The organism is Vibrio sp. 1249-1 (assembly GCF_033340495.1).
In genome coordinates, this window is record NZ_JAWOWJ010000002.1 from 522,539 (window position 1) to 546,814 (window position 24,276).

11 protein-coding genes are annotated in these 24,276 nt (G+C 43.9%); 10 read left to right on the plus strand and 1 reads right to left on the minus strand.

Features of this window, described 5'->3' with window-relative positions:
- Window positions 1-48 precede the first annotated feature (48 nt).
- Window positions 49-1,566 carry an arylsulfatase gene (locus R7Z50_RS05825; RefSeq protein WP_172563290.1) on the minus strand — a complete coding sequence of 506 codons (1,518 nt, stop codon included), beginning with the start codon at window positions 1,564-1,566 and terminating at the stop codon, window positions 49-51.
- Between the two features lie 247 nt (window positions 1,567-1,813).
- On the opposite strand from R7Z50_RS05825, the gene R7Z50_RS05830 reads away from it, so the two are divergent.
- The 10 genes from R7Z50_RS05830 (at window position 1,814) to R7Z50_RS05875 (ending at window position 24,266) form a co-directional block, all read left to right on the plus strand.
- On the plus strand, window positions 1,814-3,250 hold the full coding sequence (locus R7Z50_RS05830) for an arylsulfatase (protein ID WP_225478180.1): 1,437 nt from the start codon (window positions 1,814-1,816) through the stop codon (window positions 3,248-3,250).
- A gap of 152 nt (window positions 3,251-3,402) precedes the next feature.
- Window positions 3,403-15,543 (plus strand): Ig-like domain-containing protein, encoded by a 12,141-nt coding sequence (locus R7Z50_RS05835; RefSeq protein ID WP_318148945.1) that lies wholly within the window; start codon window positions 3,403-3,405, stop codon window positions 15,541-15,543.
- Window positions 15,540-17,711, plus strand: coding sequence for a type I secretion system permease/ATPase (locus R7Z50_RS05840; protein WP_065274489.1), 2,172 nt, complete (start codon window positions 15,540-15,542; stop codon window positions 17,709-17,711). Before R7Z50_RS05835 ends, R7Z50_RS05840 begins: the two co-directional genes overlap by 4 nt.
- Window positions 17,708-19,021, plus strand: coding sequence for an HlyD family type I secretion periplasmic adaptor subunit (locus R7Z50_RS05845; RefSeq protein WP_047102180.1), 1,314 nt, complete (start codon window positions 17,708-17,710; stop codon window positions 19,019-19,021). Before R7Z50_RS05840 ends, R7Z50_RS05845 begins: the two co-directional genes overlap by 4 nt.
- Before the next feature lie 15 nt (window positions 19,022-19,036).
- Window positions 19,037-20,350 carry a TolC family outer membrane protein gene (locus R7Z50_RS05850; protein WP_318148946.1) on the plus strand — a complete coding sequence of 438 codons (1,314 nt, stop codon included), beginning with the start codon at window positions 19,037-19,039 and terminating at the stop codon, window positions 20,348-20,350.
- Complete coding sequence (locus R7Z50_RS05855) at window positions 20,343-20,963, plus strand: OmpA family protein (protein WP_053303115.1); 621 nt, start codon at window positions 20,343-20,345, stop codon at window positions 20,961-20,963. The genes R7Z50_RS05850 and R7Z50_RS05855 overlap by 8 nt, the downstream gene beginning before the upstream one ends.
- Entirely contained in the window at window positions 20,953-21,795 is an 843-nt protein-coding gene (locus tag R7Z50_RS05860; protein ID WP_065274492.1) for a phosphate ABC transporter substrate-binding protein, read from the plus strand. The genes R7Z50_RS05855 and R7Z50_RS05860 overlap by 11 nt, the downstream gene beginning before the upstream one ends.
- Window positions 21,796-21,973: 178 nt before the next feature.
- Window positions 21,974-22,747, plus strand: coding sequence for a DeoR/GlpR family DNA-binding transcription regulator (locus tag R7Z50_RS05865; protein ID WP_065274493.1), 774 nt, complete (start codon window positions 21,974-21,976; stop codon window positions 22,745-22,747).
- Between the two features lie 11 nt (window positions 22,748-22,758).
- Complete coding sequence (locus R7Z50_RS05870; protein WP_054579456.1) at window positions 22,759-23,799, plus strand: oxidoreductase; 1,041 nt, start codon at window positions 22,759-22,761, stop codon at window positions 23,797-23,799.
- Window positions 23,796-24,266, plus strand: coding sequence for a heme-degrading domain-containing protein (locus tag R7Z50_RS05875; RefSeq protein WP_053306491.1), 471 nt, complete (start codon window positions 23,796-23,798; stop codon window positions 24,264-24,266). Before R7Z50_RS05870 ends, R7Z50_RS05875 begins: the two co-directional genes overlap by 4 nt.
- The last annotated feature ends 10 nt before the right edge of the window (window positions 24,267-24,276 follow it).

The window sequence follows — 24,276 nt, forward strand, 5'->3', positions numbered from 1 at the left end:
CACAATTGAGGCCTTAGTTAATTCCACAGTAGCTTCGATACCTAGGGTCTAGTTTCTAGGTTGCTGTGTCATTGTTTCTACCACTTTTTCAATACTTAACGAGCTACCTTTCGTTGCAGGGAACTCCTTAAATGTCTCTAGGAACTTACGCACGATAGCTTGAGCAGGAACGAACATCCACATTTGATCAGCGTAAAAATGTCTGACGTAAAGTGCTGCATCTGGACCGACCTCAAATGGATCCATACGAAGGTTTACAATCAAAGGCCAACTAGGTGTTTTGCGGTATGCCTCATTAATGGCACCCTCCATAATACTGAAGTGGATCTTCCAGTCTTTATAACGAACGGCGTTTAAATTACCACCAGCATCGAAGTAAAAGATTTCTTTGCGTGCGCCTTCATCAGCTTTACCAGTCAGCAGATCAAGTTGGTTGTAGCCATCTAAATGTGCTTTAAAGGTTTTGCCCGCTGCTTTATGACCCTTCAATAGTTTTTCTTTCACATCAGGTTCGCCCACAGCTGCTAGTAGAGTTGGCATCCAGTCTTCTTGTGAAAAGATATCGTTGATAACCGTTCCTGGTTTAATGTTTCCAGGCCAGCGTACCATCATCGGAACGCGGAATCCGCCTTCCCAAGTCGTACCTTTTTCGCCCTTGAACGGTGTAGTACCACCATCTGGCCAGGTAAATTTCTCAGCGCCATTATCAGTACTAAAAACAACAATGGTGTTATCTGCTACGCCTAGCTCTTCAAGTTTATCAAGCATGACACCTACTTGATCATCTAGGTCCATCATGCCATCGGCGTATAAGCCGTAACCTGACTTCCCTTGATATTCTTCACTCAAATGTGTCCAGACGTGCATACGGGTTGAGTTATGCCAAATAAAGAATGGTTTGTCTTCTTTTACTGCTTTTTCCATAAATGCCAAGCTAGCATCCATGAACTCTCGGTCTACGTTTTCCATACGCTTACGAGTAAGGGGACCTGTGTCCTCGATTTTGCCATCCGCAGTCGCCTTCAACACGCCTCGAGGTCCGAATTTTTTACGAAACTCTGGATCTTTTGGATAAAACTCAGACTCAGGCTCTTCTTCCGCGTTTAAATGGTATAGGTTACCAAAGAACTCATCAAACCCATGGTTAGTTGGTAGGTGCTCATCTTGATCACCAAGGTGGTTTTTACCAAACTGACCAGACACATAGCCGTGATTTTTAAGTAACTCTGCGATAGTAGGATCTTTCGATTGAATACCCTCTTTTGCGCCGGGCATACCAATAGTCAATAGACCGGTACGAAACGGATGTTGACCCAGAATAAATGAGGCTCGTCCGGCAGTACAACTCTGTTGTGCGTAAGCGTCTGTGAAAATGGCACCTTCATTGGCGATTTTATCAATGTTAGGAGTCTTCCCTCCCATCATACCATTGTGATACGCACTAATGTTGTATACACCTACATCGTCACCCCAGAACACAAGGATGTTGGGCTTATCGGCAGCAAAGGTTGTGGACGCAGCTAATGTACCGACCAATGCCATTACCTTTTTAATCGAGTTTCGCATGAAAATCCTCCGCGATAAATGAATCCATTATCGTTATATAACGTTACTAATTGTGTTCATCATGGCGAAGTCGAGTGAGATGACACCAAATGAGACAATGTAGTTAGTTGAATATAGTAGAGGTTTTTTGTTGCTTCCAAGTAATCCCTGTTTTTCAAAAATGTTAATTAACATGAACTAGACTTTAGTGTGTTTTAAGTGTGATAAGACGCACTTACAGGATTAAATTTCAATGAAAGGCGACACTATGAAAAATAAACTAGCAACTATCCTGTTTCTATGTATCCCGTTAGAAGTGGTTGCGGAAGAGACACCAAATGTCGTAGTAATGTTGGTTGATAACCTTGGGTGGGGAGAACTAAGTTCCTATGGGAGTACCAGAGGTGTTGAAACTAAAAACTTAGATCAACTTGCTAGAGAAGGTGTACGCCTTACTAATTTTAATGTGGAACCGCAATGCACGCCAACTCGCTCCTCATTCATGACGGGGAGGCGAGCGCTTAGGTCTGGGACAGATAAGGTTGTTTGGGGAGTGCCTTACGGTATGGTGAACTGGGAGATAACCATTGCAGAGAAGTTTAAGGAACAAGGATATAACACGAGCCTTTACGGGAAATGGCATTTGGGAGACCAAAAAGGGCGCTTTCCAACGGATCAAGGCTTTGATGAATGGTATGGCATTGCAAATACGACGGATGAGTCAGAATATAGCTCTCAACCCGGTTATAAAGCTATATTACCTAAACCTCAAATCCTTTCAGCTAGAGCAGGGCAGGATCCTAAAGGGGTCAAAGAATATAATTTGGACTCACGTAGAACGATTGACAGTGAGCTAGTTGAACATGCCACAGATTTTATAAATCGAAATGTGAAAGAGAATAAGCCATTTTTCTCTGTAATTACTTTTACTCAACCACATTTACCGACGCTACCTCATCCTGATTTTATTGGTAAAACAGGCAAAGGAAATTACTCAGATGTGTTAGCTGAGATAGATTTTCGAGCTGGGCAAGTTATTGGTGCAATAGAAAAAGCAGGAATTAAAGACAATACACTAGTGATTTGGTTTTCTGACAACGGTCCAGAGTGGCATATGCCATACCAAGGCTCTAGCGGACCATGGCGTGGTGCGTACTTTACGGCTCTTGAAGGCTCTCTCCGAACACCATTTATTGCCTCTTGGCCTAACCACATCAAACCGGGCAGAGTGAGTGATGAAATTATCCATGTTGTGGATCTATTTGCCTCACTTTCTCATGTCGGTGGATACAAATTACCAAGCGATAGAACAATAGATAGTATTGATCAGTGGGCCTTTTTAAAGGGAGATAGTGAAAAGTCTAATCGAGATGGTTTTATCGTTAACAATGGCTCTGAAACCTACGCTTATAAGTGGGAAAATTACAAGATGCACTTTATTGATCAAGATATCATGCCGGAGAAAGGGCGCCCATTACAGATCCCTGAAATATACAATTTGATTGATGACCCTAAAGAGGAGTTTGATTTAAGAAATAATGCCACATGGTTATTTCCTATCATGATAGGAAAGAGAGTAAAGTTTGAATCTTCCGTTTCAACAAGCTGCGATACGATTCCTTTCCCTGCTCCATTTGGATATGAGCCCGATTGTAGCAAGGGGAATTTCAATCAATTTCCAGTGGATGGATTACGCCAGAAGTAGTTTACCCCAATGGCTCTTTCTCGCATACATGAGGTATGTTTTTGGTTCAATATCTCATTAGAGCCATTTAGGGCCATGTTTTTTCTAGTTTCATTTGAACAGTCATATTCGTCGACCATACTTAAAGTTCGTTGTTTCATATGGGGCGAATTATGCAGCCAATACTCTACATTCAAATCGGTAATGTTCTTTGGGCGGTTTTAAGTGACGGTTCTTGGATCCAAATGTTGCCCAACGAACAATTAGTTCCAGAAGTAGAGGTGGTTGTTCTTAATACTGACATTCTCGATATTACATTTAATGAAGATACAACAAGTGAGGATGAATCGAGTTCGAATGATCTTTTAATTGCATCTCAAAACGGTATTGAATCCACTTTTAATCAGAGCGTTCGAGATTTTAGTGAGTCTTCTGGTGGGTTAAGTTTTGTTGCCTATATTCGCGCTGTTTTACCTGAGCAACTCGTTTCTAATGGCTATGTTACTAGGCCAGCAGTGCAAGAAAGAGAGAACCCAACTTCTGAGACTCAGGCTCCTGAGCGGTTGAATCCCGATGCTATATTAACGGTGGATATTCTTGATGGCGGCGATGGATACGAAAACCAGTTTGAAGTTCCTAGTGTCACGATTCAAGGTGACGCACTCAAGATAAGCGATGAGTGGCTTGTTACTATCACCATTACCGACAGCCTCAATAATTCCATTACTGTTACAACGACCGTAGAGAATGAGGCGTATACCCTATCAGGCGTTGATCTGTCTTCTCTTGCTGAAGGGCCGCTTACGGTGACTTCTGTGGTTTCTGACATTTATGGCAATAACCTGAACGCCGTCGATACGACCATTAAAGATACGCTTGCAACGGTGAACGTCAATTTTGATGGTGGAGGGGATGAGTATTTAAATCAGTACGAAATCGCGACTACTCGCCTCGAAGGAACGATTGAAAACATTGAAGATGGCCAGCGTATCCAAGTTACGGTAACCGACTCGTTAGGAGCGATCATAAACTTAGAAACGGTGGTGACTGGTGGAAGTTGGTCTCTGGACGACGTTGACCTTTCTGGATTGTCTGAAGGTACGCTGACCGTTGTTGCTGAGAGTATAGATATAGCGGGCAACCCTGCAACCAGTGAAAACACCATCATCAAAGATACGCTCGCAAGTGTGACGGTGGACGTTGACGATGGCGGAGACGGCTATTTAAACATTGAAGAGCGCCAATCTGTCACTTTGTCAGGGCAAGTCAGTGATGTTGAAAATGGTCAGACGGTTTCTGTCACGGTTCAAGACAGCTCAGGGGTGATGCTCTCGTTCAATGCCGTTGTCGTTGATGGTATGTGGCAAGTCGAAGGGGCGAACTTATCCACGTTAGCCGATGGGGCGTTAACCGTATCTGCCTCCGTGAATGATGTGGCGGGCAACCAAGCGAAAGCAATGGATGAGGCTACGACCATAGATGCCACTGCTCCCACCATTGATATCGATACGGATTTTTATATTAGCGGTGGTCTTGCCATTGATGATTTCCGTGAGGGTATAGTCACGGAAATGAGAGGGACAACCAGTGGTGTAGAGCAAGGTCTGGCAGTGATGATTCGGGTAAGTGACGGAGACAGCACGCTGAATTTTACTGGCCTTGTTGATGCATCAGGTTCGTGGACAGTAACCGGAATTGACGTAAACACTCTCAATCTAAACAGCACGTGGACCATTGAAGCTGAAGTGTTGGATGCCGCCGGCAACCATGCGGTCGATACCATGCCGACAATAGTGCTACCCGGTTCAACGGTATTTTCTGAAAACATCGTTGGATTTTTTGGTGAGCAAAGCAGCTCGGCAGCCATCAACATAGAAAATGGTGTGCCAGCACTGCATGCAGAGCAACCAAGTTTGAGCGCGCTTACATCGGTCGGTCAATCTATAAATGTTGTTGTTGCAGAAGATGGGTTGAGCTTACAAGGAACATCGACTGACGACCGATTAGTTTTCTCTGCAGAGGTCAATGATGATGGTACGGTTCAAATTACTTTTTATGAAGCGATTGATCATGGTGTAGGTCAAGATGAGCTGGTGACTAACGTATTGGTTGAAAGCATTCAAAGTGATGCTGATGGTACACAAGAGACGGTTGTGGCCCCCCTAGAAATCGTCATCAGTGATGCCGACCCAGTGATCGCAAATGAGTCATATAGTGTAACCGAAGGCCAAGTCATTTCTGGCAATGTACTGGAGAATGACATTGATATTGATGGTGACTTGTACATTCGATATGTCAGAGCCGGAGGAGAGATCCAGTCTGTCCCTGATGGTGGCTCAGTAAGTTTTAGTCTAGATAAGGGTGAATTAACCGTATTTTCAGATGGCTCTTGGCAGTTGAATGCCAGTCGCAACTTAGATCACACGGTTGAGCAAAGTATCGTATTTGATTATCTCGCAGCCGATGATTCAAAAGATTACGGTGTAGCAACCGCAACTATCGACATTATAGATGGCCAAGCGGGTTATGTAGGCAGCGCTACTATAAACACAGCAGAAGTACCTCTGGGAGAGGCATTATTAACCACCGAAGGCAGTGTTAATGTGATTGCTGGCTCTGATAACCCTGATCCGACTAGTTTGTATTTTGGTGGGGCATCCATTACTAAGTTAGAGGCATTAGGGCTTACAAGCTCAGTCTCTGATAATGAGCTTAGCTACACGTTAAGTTCCAGTGGAAAGCAAATCACAGCATTTGCCAATGGTGTGACTGTATTTACGTTAACATTGAGTGGCATTGAGTCGGGTAACGATGTACTAGCTTCAATCTCGCTTACTCTTGATCATCCTATCGATCAATTCAATAGTAGTGATACGGTAACCTTCCCGCTGACCATTGGAGGGACAGATCTAGACTCCACACCGCTTGTAGAGAATGAAATTGATTTCGTGTTGAAAGATGGTGTTGATCCTACGTTGAGCAACTTGACTGTTGTTGCAATGGAGGAGATTAATCTAGAAAGTGGGACAATCTTTAAGACTGGGAGCCTTCAACTCGATATCGGGAGTGATTATGTTGACTCTCTTCGATTTAGCGAATTAAACCAGCCCACATTAGTGAGTAGTGAAAGTGAGTTGCTTTACCGGCTGTCTGATGACGGTACGACAATTACTGGCTATATCTTAGAAGGTGGGGTTGAAGTAAATATTTTTCAATCGAAACTATTATCCACATTACCTTTAGAGTCGAGTAGTGAAATAGAGTATTCCTTTGAATTATATCGCTCTTTCGATCTGTCAAAAGATCAAATCCTGGATATACCATTGTTAGTTAATGCAACAGATTCAGACGGTGACACCACCTCCGTAACATTGGATATTACCTTAGAGGCAATTGAAGGTTTGAACGATGATGCCTCTTTAACGGTGGATATTCTTGATGGCGGCGATGGATACGAAAACCAGTTTGAAGTTCCTAGTGTCACGATTCAAGGTGACGCACTCAAGATAAGCGATGAGTGGCTTGTTACTATCACCATTACCGACAGCCTCAATAATTCCATTACTGTTACAACGACCGTAGAGAATGAGGCGTATACCCTATCAGGCGTTGATCTGTCTTCTCTTGCTGAAGGGCCGCTTACGGTGACTTCTGTGGTTTCTGACATTTATGGCAATAACCTGAACGCCGTCGATACGACCATTAAAGATACGCTTGCAACGGTGAACGTCAATTTTGATGGTGGAGGGGATGAGTATTTAAATCAGTACGAAATCGCGACTACTCGCCTCGAAGGAACGATTGAAAACATTGAAGATGGCCAGCGTATCCAAGTTACGGTAACCGACTCGTTAGGAGCGATCATAAACTTAGAAACGGTGGTGACTGGTGGAAGTTGGTCTCTGGACGACGTTGACCTTTCTGGATTGTCTGAAGGTACGCTGACCGTTGTTGCTGAGAGTATAGATATAGCGGGCAACCCTGCAACCAGTGAAAACACCATCATCAAAGATACGCTCGCAAGTGTGACGGTGGACGTTGACGATGGCGGAGACGGCTATTTAAACATTGAAGAGCGCCAATCTGTCACTTTGTCAGGGCAAGTCAGTGATGTTGAAAATGGTCAGACGGTTTCTGTCACGGTTCAAGACAGCTCAGGGGTGATGCTCTCGTTCAATGCCGTTGTCGTTGATGGTATGTGGCAAGTCGAAGGGGCGAACTTATCCACGTTAGCCGATGGGGCGTTAACCGTATCTGCCTCCGTGAATGATGTGGCGGGCAACCAAGCGAAAGCAATGGATGAGGCTACGACCATAGATGCCACTGCTCCCACCATTGATATCGATACGGATTTTTATATTAGCGGTGGTCTTGCCATTGATGATTTCCGTGAGGGTATAGTCACGGAAATGAGAGGGACAACCAGTGGTGTAGAGCAAGGTCTGGCAGTGATGATTCGGGTAAGTGACGGAGACAGCACGCTGAATTTTACTGGCCTTGTTGATGCATCAGGTTCGTGGACAGTAACCGGAATTGACGTAAACACTCTCAATCTAAACAGCACGTGGACCATTGAAGCTGAAGTGTTGGATGCCGCCGGCAACCATGCGGTCGATACCATGCCGACAATAGTGCTACCCGGTTCAACGGTATTTTCTGAAAACATCGTTGGATTTTTTGGTGAGCAAAGCAGCTCGGCAGCCATCAACATAGAAAATGGTGTGCCAGCACTGCATGCAGAGCAACCAAGTTTGAGCGCGCTTACATCGGTCGGTCAATCTATAAATGTTGTTGTTGCAGAAGATGGGTTGAGCTTACAAGGAACATCGACTGACGACCGATTAGTTTTCTCTGCAGAGGTCAATGATGATGGTACGGTTCAAATTACTTTTTATGAAGCGATTGATCATGGTGTAGGTCAAGATGAGCTGGTGACTAACGTATTGGTTGAAAGCATTCAAAGTGATGCTGACGGTACACAAGAGACGGTTGTGGCACCGTTAACGATTACTATTTATGACTCTGATCCGGTGATTAGAGATGACACATACTCAGTCGTAGAAGATCAAACAATTACGGGCAATGTTCTTGAAAATGATATTGATCTTGATGGAACACTTTATGTGAAATTTGTAGAGGCTGGCGGGGAGCAGAAGTCAATTCTAGAGGGGGGATCCGTAAGTTTTAATTTAGAAAAAGGCGAATTAACCGTATTTTCTGATGGCTCTTGGCTGTTTGATGCAGGTCGAAACCTAGATCATTCGGTCGAGCAAAGTGTTTCTTTCAGCTATTTAGCTGCAGATGACTCCCAAGACTATGGCTTGGCTAACGCGACCATTGACATTACTGATGGACAAGCAGGTTACGTAGGCAATGCGACTATAGACGTAACAGAAGTCCCTTTGGATGGCCCGATATTGAACTTTGAAGGAACTGTCAATATTGTCGCGGGATCTGACAACCCTGATCCGAGTAGTTTGTATTTCGGTGGGTCATCTATTACTAAGTTAGAAGCATTAGGGCTTACAAGCTCAGTCTCTGATAATGAGCTTAGCTACACGTTAAGTTCCAGCGGAAAGCAAATTACAGCATTTGCGAATGGTGTCACTGTATTTACGTTAACATTGAGTGGCGTTGAGTCGGGTAACGATGTATTAGCTTCAATTTCGCTTACTCTTGAGCACCCTATCGATCAATTCAATAGCAGTGATACGGTCACTTTCCCGTTGACCATTGGTGGCGTAGATTTAGATGCCACACCGCTTGTAGAGAATGAAATTGACTATGTTCTAAAGGATGGCGCAGACCCAACTTTAAATAATTTGAATGGGGTAGAAGTAAAAGAATCTGATCTCGCAAATGGAAGTGTGTTGAGCTCAGGGAATTTTCAAGTTGAGGTTGGCAGTGATTACCTCGAATCTTTGTCGTTCATCGTCTCTGAACAACCCTTGTTGACGAGTGGTGAACAAGTTGTGCTTTATCAAGTCTCTGCGGATGGCAAAACACTTGATGGTTATATTCTTGACGAAGATGGGCAAACTCAGATTCCCATCTTTCAAGCTACCCTCAATGCTTCATTACCTATTGATGCAAATAGCGACATTACCTACTCCTTTGAGCTTTTTCAGGCTCTCGACCAACAAGAAAATACTGATCCAAACGTACCTCTCGTTGTTACTGCAATGGACTCAGACCAAGATAACACGTCGGTCGTTTTAGACATTAATGTGATAGATAACGACAATGGACAAGCGCTAATCAATAGCGGCAATGTCGAGTTAACCGAAACACCTGTCGATACAAACATTGCTCCTGATGGGGTTTCAGCCATAGCGAATACGGATGTGATAGTTACGTCATCATTCGATCCGATTGTGTATCTGGGTGTTGACATAAATGATGGAGATACTGTCAAAACTACGCTTGGTGATGCTGTTACTTATAACGGAGAGGCTGTCACTTGGTACGATAACAATGATGGAAGCTTTGACGCAATTTCAGACACTGGAGACGTTGTATTTAGGGTCACGTTACCTAGTGACTTCTCTTTGCCATCAAATGATACGTCTACCGTTAATGTAACTGTAGAGCTTTATCACTCGCTTGACCATGTTTTAGGTGATGGGACGCAATTGTCGATCTCTATGCCCATCGTGGCGAGAGATTCTGATGGAAGCGAGATCTCTACGGAGTCCAACATACTGGTCTATGATGGCTTGTTTCCGGAACTAGTAATTACAGAGGGAATCACAGTCAATGAAAGCGGGTTGAATGATGATTCGCTTGATTCTGGCATCGAGGGCTCGTCACCATCCATTACGCTATTACAAGGTTCAGACTCTATCGCCAGTGTGAGCGTGAATATCGATATGTTCAATGCGCTCGGCTATAAAACAAGTAGTGGTAGCCTGGTTTCGCTTGATTCACCGGACTCGAATGGTTGGTTATATGCAAGAGATGAAAGCGAGCAAGACGTCTTTAGAATTAGATTTAATACCGATGGGACTGTCGAGTTTGATCTATACCGTGCACTTGAACACGATGAACCTGACGGTGTTCCAGCGGACGACAACACATTAGAACTCAGTTTTTCAATTTATGCCGTTGATAAGGATGGCGACCAGTCTGAAGCTGAGACATATACCGTAAGTGTAGTGGATGATATCCCCGAAGACACAAGCTCACCAATAGAAATTGAACTTACCGAGGGGGATGAGTTTTCGGGAAACTGGTTTAGCAATAATGCCGACTTAATCAGTTCAGATGGCACGTTGATTTCAAGTTTGACCTATGCAGGTGAAACATACGATACGGCGAGTTCGGTATTTAGCGATGATGCTTGGACCATCGATTTAATCAATAGTAGTGATGGTAACTTAAAATATGGAACGCTGACTATTGCTCAAGATGGGACATTTACGCTAACTACCGAGCTTATTGTTAATACGCCTGTAGGTGGTTTGCTTGATGATCTAACGATAACTGTGACGGATGCAGACGGTGACCAAGCAAGCAGTGAAGCTCAATTAATTCTTGATGATGCCAGGGGCTTTATTCGAACCGTTAATGTAGATACGTTAGAAGATAATGGCGCGAATAATAGTGGAGACCCTACGCCAGTCGCGTTACCGATTAGAGTTTCTCCTGGGGATACGGAGAATAATGAGCGTGTTGAAGCGATAAGGATCTCTATTGAATCTCTACAAGGAGGGGCTCTGTTTTTAGACGGAGCGCGCCTTGAAGATGATGATAATGACGGATTTATTAGTCTTTCTGGTACAGAGCTAATGGGGGTGGGTATATTCACTGTTCCAAATGGTGATCTCACTTATCAACCAGCACTAAACCTGTCGGGCAACACTATCAAAGTTTCGTTAGCAGTGTCTGCATTAATCGTATCTGATGTCGAACCAGATGGTTTTGTATTACAAGGCAATAACACGTTAAATGTTAACGTTTTACCGGTTGCAGATTTGCCAGAGTGGTCTAATGATTCGGACTTTTCTTATCAAAGTGTTGAAGATTCCGCTGAATCACTTTCACTCAATATTGTTGCTGAAAAGTTTGACCAAGACGGTTCTGAAACGCTCCACTACCAAATTTCGAATATTCCAGATGGACTTATATTAACACTTAACGGAAGTGCTATTGAGGAAGGGAAAGCGTATAGCCAATCCGAGTTAGATCAAATTGAAATCACATCTAACGAAAACTTAGCCGGAAGATTTACTTTTGATGTGACGGCAGTAACGACTGAGTCGGGTAGTGTGTTTGCCGATGAGCAAGATAAAACAGCGGAGATCACTGAGCAAGTTGTTATCGATATATCTCCAGATGCCGATGTGCCTACGCTGACCGTTAAAAACATTCAGGGGCTTGAAGACCAAGCGATTGACTTAAAAGAGTACATCCTAGGGCGGCTCACTGACACAGATGGCTCGGAGTCTCTGTCTTATCGCATAGAAGTTCAAGATGGTTGGACATTGCCTGTCGGAGCTGGGATTACGCTTATCGGTATTAATACCTACCTAGTGACCTCCAATGCTCTAGCCAATTCAGAGGCGTTACTTCAACCAAAATCGGATATCAGCTCATTTACTGAATCTCTATCCCTTCAAGTAACCGCCATTTCAACAGAGTCGACTATTGATGGCTTAGCACCTCTTAATGAAACCGCCGAGAGCCAATCTGCAACCATTGACATTAAGCTAAAAGGCGTGGTCGATGAACCAATGGTCCTAGATGGTGGACAGGGGAATTGGCAATATGATCAAGCGACTAAAGTAATTAGTAATCTCTCTACGTTAGACGAAGATAACCTGATACAACTGGATTTTATCATCCAGACATCAGACGACGATCTATCAGAAGAAATTAATATTTTGCTTCAGAACATCCCTTTGGGAACACAACTGACAGATGTAAATGGTGACCCTATTGTTCTTCCAATTGCTTACGTGGACCCAATAACTGGGCCAGTTTATCAGGTCTCGAATGCTGTTCTTGAAAACACTTACCTCAAAACAGAGCAAGATTTTAGTGGAACACTGAGCATGGATGTTATCGTCGTTTCAACTGAGCCGGATGGTGATTCTGCTGAAACCCCTCTTAAAGTGGAAATGGAAATCTCACCTATTGTTGATCAAACTGACGGTCAAGAATTACAAAGCAATGGTATTGAGGACAATTTCATCACACTAAATCTTGAGCCTGTCGTTAATCAAGATATAGATTCTAGTGAGTCCTTGACAGGATACACCATTGTATCCATTCCAGATGGCTTAACACTTTACTTTGATGGTAATGCAGTAGAGGAAAGTAATTTACCGTTAGAACTCAATGAACTACTCGATGGTAGCTCGGCAACATTATCTGAGTTGTTAAACAGTGGACGAATCACTGTAAAAGCTAATGAAGACCTAAGTGGGACATTTAGCCTGGAAGTTCAGTACGAAGTGACAGACACGTCTCCTACGATGGAGACTGATGTAAAGGCAATCAATGGCTCTTTGAGCGTCTTGGTTTCTGGAAAAGTGGATATTGGTAATGAAGATATTGACAAAACACGTTTAGAAGGCGCGACTGAAGTATTCACAAGTACGGATGGGTCTGCTGTTGACGTGAGTGGAGGCATTACATTTACAGAAGCGGATATTGATGGTTCAGAGTATCTCGATTACATCGTTTTACAGATACCGCAGGGTCAAGACCTCATTGTTACTCATCCGAATGGTGCTTCTCAAGATGCCGATGGGAACTGGCTGATTCCAATGGAAGGAATCACAAGTGATAGCATGTTGGAAACCGCTCAAGATTTGCTTGCTGGCGCATCGATTTATAGCCCATCTAACACAGAGATACTTGATGTGAATGTGTTAGCGTATGTTCGAGATGGAACGGATGCTCAATACATCACAGGTCAGTTCCAAATTCAAATTACTGGCCATGAAGGAGATGGAGACCAGTGTGCTGATCCTGGTGAACCGGGAAGCGTTCAAAGTGGGGATATTGTAGGTAAAGAAGGTGAAGATGTCTCAATTGGGGCGTTTTTAAACCCTGATGTGGCGAGTAGTGATGGTAACTTAGTTTCCTTCTTTGTCGCCGCAGATTCTTTACCTGAAGGAGTCGAGCTTACTGGCGAAGGTGTGATACCTGCTTATGATAATGCGGGCAATCTGTTGGGTTATTCAATTTCTAGCGCTGGATTGTCTTCCTTGACGCTTACTGGCGTGGATGAGGACTTTGCTGGTTGCATTACTTTCAATTTAGAAGTGACAGAAACGGCCCCATGCGATGGTGACTCGAAAACAACCGCTCAGACCATTACGGTACAAATCTCTCCTGTTGTCGATGATATCGCGATAGCACCAAGCCAAGTTACGGTTCAAGAAGATACTATAACCAACCTGAATCTTGCTCTTGTATTGGGCGATAGTGAAGGGCCAATGCAGTCCATTACTGGAGAAGGTGACGCAGCGACTGGCCTTGAAAGTGTCAATTGGGTTTCTTTATCGGTGTCTGACGAGAATGCGCGGTTTACTGCCGTGGACCCGAGCCTACTCATTGACAACGGTGATGGAACATGGGTAGTGACAGATGTTACGCGTCTAAACGAAATTCAGTTAATCCCACCTGAAAACTACAGTGGAGAGCTTGTTATTTCCGTTGACGCAAACATTACTGATGAAGTCACGGGAAGTTGTTTAAGTACTGACAGTGCGAAAGATACTCAAACTAAATCAACAGAAGTTACCGTTACCATTGCCCCAGTGGTTGATAAAGCGGTTCTGGAAACAGAAGACGTAGTTGGTAATGAAGATAATTATATTTATTTAGGAAACTTATCTGCATCATTAATCGATCAAGATGGTTCTGAGTCGATGTCTTTGGTCATGACAGGAGTGCCAGTCGGAGCCGTGTTGGTTTGGGACAATAATGGGACGTTCGAATTACTCCCTGATAACGGTTCAACGGATGGTGAGAGCAAGGAGTGGCAGCTAACTCAAGCACAACTTGATAAGGTTTACTTTCTACCGCCACTAGATTTTAGTGGGGATATTTCATTAACACTGCAAGCTATTACCCAAGAGTCTGGATCAAACGACTATAACTATACCACTTCTCAGTTCAACGTCGGCGTAAAACCGATTGGCGATGATGTATCGTTGAATACAACCTCTAACACGTTCACTGGAGATGAAGGTGATTCCATTTCGATTGACTTTTTAGCGAGCGGTTTTGAAACAAATAGCAACGAATATATAGAAGTGTCGATGTTGATCAAAGCAAGCTCTGAACCCTCTGCATTGGAAGGCTTAGGTAGGATTCGTATTGGAACTCAATTCTCATCCTTTACCTTCGATGACGCGGGCAATGCCGTGGCGACGGTATTAGTGCGAGCAAATGAAGTGTCAGGTTTGGAGTTCGTTCCGAAGGATGCATTTGGAACGATGGATGTTGCTCTCAATGTTAGAACGTTTGATCAAGCGATAGTGTCAGAGACACTCGAAACCGATTTTGGAGATGTGCAAACCACCGATCTAACCATTGTTGTTACCCCTGAAGCTGATGAGCCAACACTAACGGCCGATTATCAGTCTATTGTGTCTGAAGCGTCTGGGAGTATTCCTTTAGGGTTGAGCATGAATTTAGTCAACCCTGCACCCGAAGAGTTTGGAAGTGTGGAGATTCGCGGATTACCAACAGATCTAGAGTTGAGTCATGGTGAAAGATTGAACGGCATTTATGCTGTTGATCAAGAGGATGTCGCTGATCTTTCCATCGTTGGCGGGTTTAGCGGTGCAAGTGATTTTACGTTGTCGATAAAACCGATTGCAACACTGGGCGCCACTGTCGCAGAAGGTTCTGCTCAGGTAGTCAATGTTACCTTAGTGGAAGAAGGGGGCCAAACATTACTTGCGACAGATGCTAATGATTTGCTTATTGGAGGAAGTGGCAGCGATGTATTCCAGTTTGACAGTTCAGGGCTCGGTAACGAGTTAAAGCCCTCGTACGATGTGATCAACGATTTCCAAATATCCGTTATTGGTGATGATAATGACACAATTGACATCGCCTCGATAATCACCGCTACCTCGATAACAGAAGTCGATAATAAGCTCGATTTAACAGAGAATGATGATGGCGTAACGCTTCACATAAAACCAGAAGAGACGGGGACAAAACAACAGATTCTTATGCAGGGCGTCACTCTCGATCAGCTTTACAAAGGTGACTCGACTGGCGTAGCCGAAGAAAATGTCTTACAGAAGATGATTGATGACAACAACTTGCTAGTAGGTGGTATGTCATGAAGCATCACTCATCCTCATCAAGTGAGCTGACTAACGATCCTTGGGGGCAATCGTTAACTTGGTTGATGCGTTATTTTGAGGTTAGACACCATACAAAAAAGGTGCTTTCTGGATTACCTCTTGTTGAGGGTAGATTGGATAGTGACTTATTCATCAGAGCCGCTGAGCGAGCCGATCTTGAACTCACATTAATCGATTTAAAATCCACCGCAATGTTGAGCTTTCCATTGGTGGTAATCAATAGGAAGACGTTACAACCCGCTATTATATCTGAGCGACATAACAGCGATTATCAAGTCACGTTATTTAGTGAAGATCAAGGTGAAACGCAATACGTCACGAGCAAGGAACTGCATAATCAATTCCAGCCTCAAGCATGGCAAGTTTCTATGCGTCCAGAGCTGGACAAACGGATAAGTTCTATTCAAGCGGATTATAATGAACATTGGCTTTTCGCCGTAGTGAAAGAAATGTCTCCGTGGTATCGAGATCTTTTGATTGCCTCTTTCCTTATCAATACGCTAGCGCTAGTTATTCCGCTTTTCACTATGAACGTTTACGATCGTGTAGTGCCTAATCAAGCTTTCAGTACATTATGGGTTTTGGTCGCTGGTGTCTCCGTCATCATTATTTTTGATTGGCTATTGCGTAAAGCAAGGGGAGTTGTCACTGATACCGCGGGTAAGTACATCGATAACAAGCTTTCTTCGATACTTTTTTCTAAAGTTATGGGGATGAAACTTGAACACCGTCCTGCATCAGTCGGTGCATTCGCTCGACAACTACAAGATTTTGATAGTGTTCGCGATTTTTTTACTTCTGCATCTCTTGTGACCTTAGTTGATCTCCCATTTACGTTGTTATTTTTAGTCTTAATCGGTTGGCTAGGTGGGGCAATGATGTTCATACCTATTGCCGTCATGTTTATCCTGCTGATCCTTGGCTTTGCGGTAAAAGCAAAAATAGAACAATCACATACGGAAAGTGCTGCACTATCCATGAAGCGACAAGCTCACTTGTTTGATTCATTGTCCTCTTTAAAAGAGATTAAGCAAAATAACGCTACGGGAGAAGCACAAAAGCGTTGGGAGCAAACGGTATCCATGCTTTCTGATTGGCAAAATCAATCGCGAAACTATTCGAATATCGTTGCTTACTCCATTCAATCTAGCCAGCAGATAATTACCGTAATGTTACTTGTAACAGGCGTGTACAGAATTTCTGAGGGATTGCTCAGCATGGGGGGGCTCATTGCTATTGTCATGCTTAGCGGTCGTGCTGCAGGGGCGATTAACCAGTTAGCTATGCTGTTACTTCGCTATCAACAGACAAAAACAGCGGTTGAAGGCTTAAATTCTATCATGTCTTTACCTCAGGAGGTGCAACGCAGTCAGGTCATTACGTCTGCCGAATTTGCAGGGAATATACGTTTAGAAAACGTGAGCTTCCAATACCCAGATGTTGATATGCCATGTTTGAGAGATATTAATCTTACTATCAAGCAAGGCGAACGCGTTGGCGTTATTGGTAGTGCAGGAGCAGGAAAGTCTACACTCCTTTCTATTATTACCAATCAACTCAGTACCTTACAGGGTAGCGTTTATTTTGATGACATTGACAGTCAGCTTTGGCCCGCCGAATTGATAAGAGAGAAAACGGGTTGGGTTGGCCAAGATTCGCATCTTATATACGGCAGCATTATGGAAAACATAGTATTAGGACATCATGTTATTGATCAAGAACGATTACGCCGTGCGATAGAATTATCGGGTTTGAACCAGTACATGAGCCGCCTTCCTCATGGTCTAGAAACGCAAGTCGGAGAAGGAGGGCGTTATTTGTCGGGGGGGCAAAGGCAAGCTGTAGCGATTTCAAGAGCGTTTTATCGAAACCCTGCAGCATTAATTTTAGACGAGCCAACCAGTTCCTTAGACCAGCCAGCTGAGAATGCGTTGTTTAATGCTCTTAAATCGTTGCCGCACTCGACGACGATGATTATTAGCTCTCATAAACATTCCTTATTATCGCTTTGTGATCGAATTGTTGTGTTTGATAAAGGCACAATTTTGAGGGAAGGAGCGCCCCAAGAAATTTTTGCTAAACAACAGTCTAACGCGAAAACGAACAGAGTACGCGCAGTATCAATTGTACGCGAAGGAGGTCAATGATGAGCACAGTTCGTTGGAGTAATGCTCATTTAGCAAACCGTTCGAGAACGTTGATTTGGTTGTCTGCCGCGTTAGTGCTAAGTGTGATTATTTGGGCCTCGTGGGCGAGGTTAGACGAAGTGGTTGTCGGCGAAGGAAAGGTTGTTCCTACTTTGTCTGTTCAGACGATTCAGAGCTTAGAGGGAGGCATTCTAAAGGAGTTACTTGTCATGCCTGGTGAAAGCGTCACTAAGGGGCAAACCATCGCTATTCTGGATGATACAAGGTTTAAGTCGACCTATTCGGAGACCTCTGAACAAGTTGAATCTTTGCTCGCCAGAAAGCAGAGGCTTCAAATTGAATTAGAAACGGTAAAAGTGAATAGCCTCCAACTGGATTGGAAACAACAAGTGAGTATCGAGCCTCAGACATTTGATATTTCGATGACCGGCCACTCTGCCTATCTGAATGCCAAAGCAAACTATCTTGAGCGGTTGAGCCAACTGGAGTCTGAGCTGGAGGAGGCTAAATTGCGAATTGAGCAACAATCGCAAGCTTATCTAGATACCTTGAATACCATTCAAACACTAAAAAGCAGTCTGGTTATTGTCTCGAAAGAGCGAGATATGCTGAGAGAGGTGGTTTCTAGTGGCGCGGTAGCTGAAGTGGAATTATTAAAACTGAATAGAGACGTTATAAAGCTCAAAGGAGACATCGCGAGTTCACAAGCTGCTGCCCAAAAACAAAGGGCTGTGTATTCTGAATCCATCGCAGATTATCGTGGTACTGCGCTTGCTTTTAGGGCAGAGGCACAAGGGCAGCTCAATGAAGTTGTGACGCAACTAGCGCAGCTCAATGAAAGTCGTCAGGCGATTGCGGATCAGTTGAATCGAACGCAGTTACTTTCTCCGGTCGATGGAACCATCAAAGATGTTTTTGTCAGAACCATCGGAGGTGTGGTTAAGCCGGGTGAGCCTATTTTAGAAATAGTCCCTCGTAATAGCACGTTAATCGTTGAAGCGAGAATTTCTCCTCAGAATATCGCCTTCATAAGGCCTGGCCTGCCGGCAACGGTAAAGTTGTCTGCCTATGACTTTGTCATTTACGGAGGCCTAGAAGGAGAAGTGACCTACGTAAGCGCCGATGCACTTCAAAATGAAGAGGGCAATGCCTACTACCGTGCCAACGTTACTTTCAAGGTTGATGATAAGTTTACGATCATCCCGGGAATGCAGGTTGTGGTAGACATTCTTACAGGAGAAAAAACAGTACTGAATTATTGGTTAAAACCTATATTACGTGCGAAAGAGAATTCGCTCAGAGAAAGATAGACATAAGGATATAAGATGCGGCTTAAATCAACGTTATTGGTCTTGTTTGCAGTATCATCGTCGCCAAACGCTTTGACTTTAGAAGAGTCAGTTACGTTATCTCTCGATAGCTCCCCCAGTTTGCTTGCTCGCTATTCTCGCTATGAGTCGATGGTACGAGACCGAAATGCCATAAATGGTTCATTTCTTCCTCAGGTTAATTTGTATGCAGCAGCAGGGTACGAAGGTACTCGATATAACAACGGAAACTACATCGACAGTGAAGATAGAACATTAGAAAGAACGGAGATGGGCGTAAGAATCTCCCAACTGTTATTTGATGGATTTAAAACAAGTGCTGATGTTGATCGCCTATCTTACGAGGCTGAAGCTGAACGCTTGGACTTATTGGCATCTGCGGAAAATGTTGCATTAGATACTGTCAGAGCGTATGTGGATGTTTTACATGCCCGAGAGTTGATGAAACTGACAGAAAGAAACCTAAATGAACACCAAGAGATCTACCGTTTCATTCTAGATAAAAAAGAAAAAGGTTTAACCAGCAACTCCGACTTAGCGCAGGTTTCTTCGCGTGTCGCGACAACACAGTCCTCATTGATTGCCGCCCAAAACAATCTTTCCGATGCTAGAACAAGATTTGTACGTTTGGTTGGTCGAGCGCCGCAAAACTTAGTTGAGCCTGTTTACCCGCAGGAATTGCTTCCGAATAAGCTTGACGAAGCACTCAAACAAGCGGTTAGGTTGCACCCATCCATACAGTCGGCGATGAAAGATTTAGAGGCGGCTCGACATGAAGTAAAAAGAGAAAAGGGGGATTACTACCCAGAGCTCAAGCTTGAGCTGTCAGCCAACAAAACAGACAACGTGGATAATATTGAAGGCATTAACGAAGATGCAAAGGTTATGCTGACGGTCAACTACGATCTTTTTAAAGGCTTTTCTACAGACTCCCGAGTGGAGTCATCTGCCTGGCGAGTAGAGGAGGCGAGGGCTATTCGAGCAAATGCAGAACTAGATGCGAATGAAGGTGTAAGGCTGGCATGGGACGCACATACATTGCTTCAACAGCAAATGGAGTTTTTAAAAGTCAACGTTGATGCGGCGAAAGTAACTGAATTAGGGTACATCCAGCAGTTCAATGTAGGGCGACGCAGTTTGTTAGATGTATTAGATGCCAAAGTTGAAACGTTTGTTGCGAGACGGAACTACACCCGAACAAAGTACGATCATTTGGTTGCCACTTACCGTTTATTCAACTCGATGGGGATTCTGACTTATGCGTTGCGAGTTGAGTATCCAGAGAACTGGAAGGAGAACAATAATGGATAAATTCGCAGTGACGAGTCTTCTAGTTTTCATGTTAGCAGGCTGTGCTGAATCACCGAATACGACGTTGACCACTTACCAGTACAACGACCTTAAAGACAATGATAGTGATGGCGTGATAAACCAACGAGATAACTGCGCAGATACGCCAAAAGGTGTGGTTGTTGACAGTGAAGGCTGTGCGAATTGGGTCAACGACTCGCAGACACACCTGATCAGCTTTTTCTTTGCGATGGATGAGCATCAGGTAACGCCATCTCATGATATGCCGCTAAGCGAGTTGAAAGCACTGCTTCAGAGTAACCCAAATGCGCAAGTCATACTGATAGGAGACACAAGCCCTGAAGCGTCACTCGAATACAACAAAGCGTTGGCAAAGAAAAGGACGGCAGCTATACGAGAATTGCTAGTGAGAAACGGCATTCAAGACAATCGAATTGAAGAGCAAGAGTTTTATCAGAATACGGCATTGACGGTACAACTAAAAAAACGGGAAAGGCGCACAATTGCTGTTGTAAACACGAAAGCTGAAAGTACTGAACAAGCGTGGACTATATTTAGTTCGGACAGCGAGTTGACACCTAATTCGAAGTTGGAGTTGAATTATGAAAATTAAAGTATTGCCTTTCTTTGCTCTAGCGTCATGTTTGATTTCACCGCTGGCATTTGCTGACTCTGAGGCTCGAACATCGATTTTTGTCGAACCAGAAATATTAGAAACGATAGAAACATTGATAGATGAGCCAAGTGTAAATGTAGCGCTTGCATCTCAGTCTGGTGGTTTTAACGACATGCTAAATGACGGAGCCTCTATTGCAATCACATCTAAGAAATGGTCAGATGAAAACATCTCCCGATTTCAACGAGAAAGAGGCCACAGGCCTACACGTTTGTTTTTAATGGCAAACGCTATTGTCGTAATCAATAGTCAAAAGAGTACGGTAGATAGTGTTTCCGTTAGTGAATTGAAACGCTGTGATGCAAATACGTATGCTTTCGGGGAGATGCGTTTAAGTAACCCAGATGTGAGCTCTAATGGTTGTCAATCATCGATTCAAATGCTTGATGAAGACCGATTGAAACGGGCTTTAAGCGACGACTTTTCAGCCAAAGCTTATATGCGATACTCCGATTTTAAATACTCAGAACAGTGGTCGAGCTACAAGGCTCTCTCTGTTCATCATAACGATGACTCATGCTCTTTGAGCACAGATTGCATCTATTCTCTTCGCTATCCATTTTCCGTGGTCTATTACGTTTATATAAATAAACAATTCGACACCAATCAGAAAATCACAAAATCAAAACTATTTGAACTCCTTACAACCGACAACAATACACAACAGGTACGAAATGCTGGGTTTATTCCACTACCAAAAGCGCTTATTAAAATAAATAGAGTGAAGTTAGGCCTAGATGAGCCAGTTGTTTTAAACGGGTATAAATAAACTTCATACGCCTAACTATGTGGGCTTGAGTGAACGTACCGTCCTAGGAAGTTTTGCCTTGCTGCTCATTTATCTTTGGTTAACTTTTGGTCAATTGAGTTGGTTGTAAGTGGTTTTGTTGGTAATTTTTCTATCATTGTGGCAAGTTTACTTAAAATCACTTAAGTGAATTTAAGTTATGACACAAGAAGAAAGACTCGTAGCGCTCAGAGCGAAGCTGGATCAGCAAAATAAAGTAACGTTGTCTGAAGTTTGTGAGTACTTTGCTATCTCGCGAGATTCAGCTCGTCGAGACTTAGTTAAGTTGAGTCAGCAACCTGGGTTACAAAGAATACGAGGTGGTGTCATGCTTGCGCCGATCTCTTCCCATACCGAGGCATACGCGAGTCGACCCGTGAGTGACGTTAAACATCGACTAGCTCAAGCTGCCGCAGCGTTGTTGGATGAGCGCGACCATCTTGTTATTGATACCAGCACCATTTTGTCTCTGCTCCCACTCTATGCAGGAAAAGCGCGTTATGGAGAAAACAAGCTCAACGTCGTTACTAACAGCATTGATGTGCTGACTGCTGCTGAGACAAACGACACAATGGACGTTCATTTCTTAGGCGGACACTTTGACCCTTATGCCAGAGCAGTTTTAGGGGCGCAAGCAGAGCAGCAAATGCAGCATTATCACGTGAACAAAGCGTTCATTGGCGTGTGTGCATTGTCATCCCGAGGGCTGACAACAAATAGTTTGTTAGAAGCAACAATGAAACAAGCGATGATTGCTCAAGCTCAGCAGGTCATCGTCGTTTGTGAATCCCGAAAAATTGGTAGCGACAATTTCCACCACGTATGTGATTTGTCAAAGATCGACATCATTATTACAGACCATCCCCCTCAATCAGATTTTCAACAACTCCTCGATCACAATGATATTGAATGTATTGTTGTATCACCGAAATAAGGAATCTTACAATGGCTTACGATCCCGTAAAAACCGCTGTGATTGGTTACGGATATTCAGCAAAAACGTTTCATTTACCCTTCATTAAATCGCTACCAAATTTAACGCTGAGCGCGATAAGCTCTCGTCAACAGGAGGCGGTTCAAAATGATTGGCCAGATGCTAAGTGGTTTTCTGATGCGAATACTTTACTCGATGATAGTGATGCAGAGCTCGTAATCATTACTGCGCCAAATGACGTACATTACGAACTTGCAAAGCGTGCGTTGAACAATGGGAAACACGTCATCGTCGAGAAACCGTTTGTTACTCGGATAGAAGACGGTAATGAACTTATCGCATTAGCCGAAGAGAAAGGTCTGGTGCTGAGCGTTTTTCACAATAGACGTTGGGATGGAGACTTTCTCACGGTTAAATCTCTTATCGAACAAGGTAAGTTAGGTGATATAAAGCTGTTTGAGTCGCACTTTGATCGCTACCGCCCTGAAGTTCGTCAACGCTGGCGAGAGCAGGCTCAAGATGGCGGTGGTATTTTATTCGACCTTGCTCCTCATCTTCTCGATCAAGCATTGGTGTTGTTTGGCTTGCCAGATGCGATAGACGCACAATGTCGAATGATGCGCCCGGGTGCGACAACGATTGATTATTACAACTTGATACTTCATTACCCTGAGCATATTGTGCACTTGCATTCAAACTTGTATAGCCCAGAGCCGAATCTCCGCTACAAAGTATTGGGTACGGAAGCTAAATATGAAAAGTTCGGATTAGATCCTCAAGAGGGCTACTTAAAAGAAGGCCGTTTGCCGGAAAACGATGCTTGGTCGGAAGAAGATGAGGCGTTATACGGCGTCCGTTACGACGAAGACGGTGCGCAAACTATCAAAACGGAGAGAGGCGCGTACCAAGCTTACTTTGTTGGTGTGGCAGATGCCATTCGTTTGGGCACTGATAACCCAGTTCCTGCCGCTCAGGCAGTACAGAATATCGCTCTGATTGAGATGGCATTGGAAAGCAGTAAAACGGGTAAAACGATTCAGGTGAAACCATGAGTTTGACGCTTGAACTCGTGGCCCTGCAAGAGCATGAACTTCAGTTGGCGGAATTTAATCACCATATTGCGTGGTCTATCGGCCTCGCTCTAAAAGAAGAGGCTGAAGCTCGCGGCGCGGCTGTTGCTATTGAGGTTTACGGCTTTGGACAAACGCTATTTCAATACGCGATGGCAGGAACCTGCGCTGATCATGTAGATTGGGTCCGTAGGAAGCGAAACTCAGTATTAAGGTATGGCCACAGCTCTTACTATCTTTCTCTGTACAACAAGCAAAAGCAACGTGATTTCGAAAATCAGCCTCATCTCGATGCTCGTGAGTACTGTGCTCATGGTGGCGCGTTCCCAATTCGGCTTTCTGGGTCTGGTTTGGTTGGGGTTGTGACGGTATCGGGTTTACCGCAGTTAGATGATCATCAGCTAGTTGTGGATATATTAAAAACGATGACAGAGACAAAACCCTCTTAAACGCCAAATA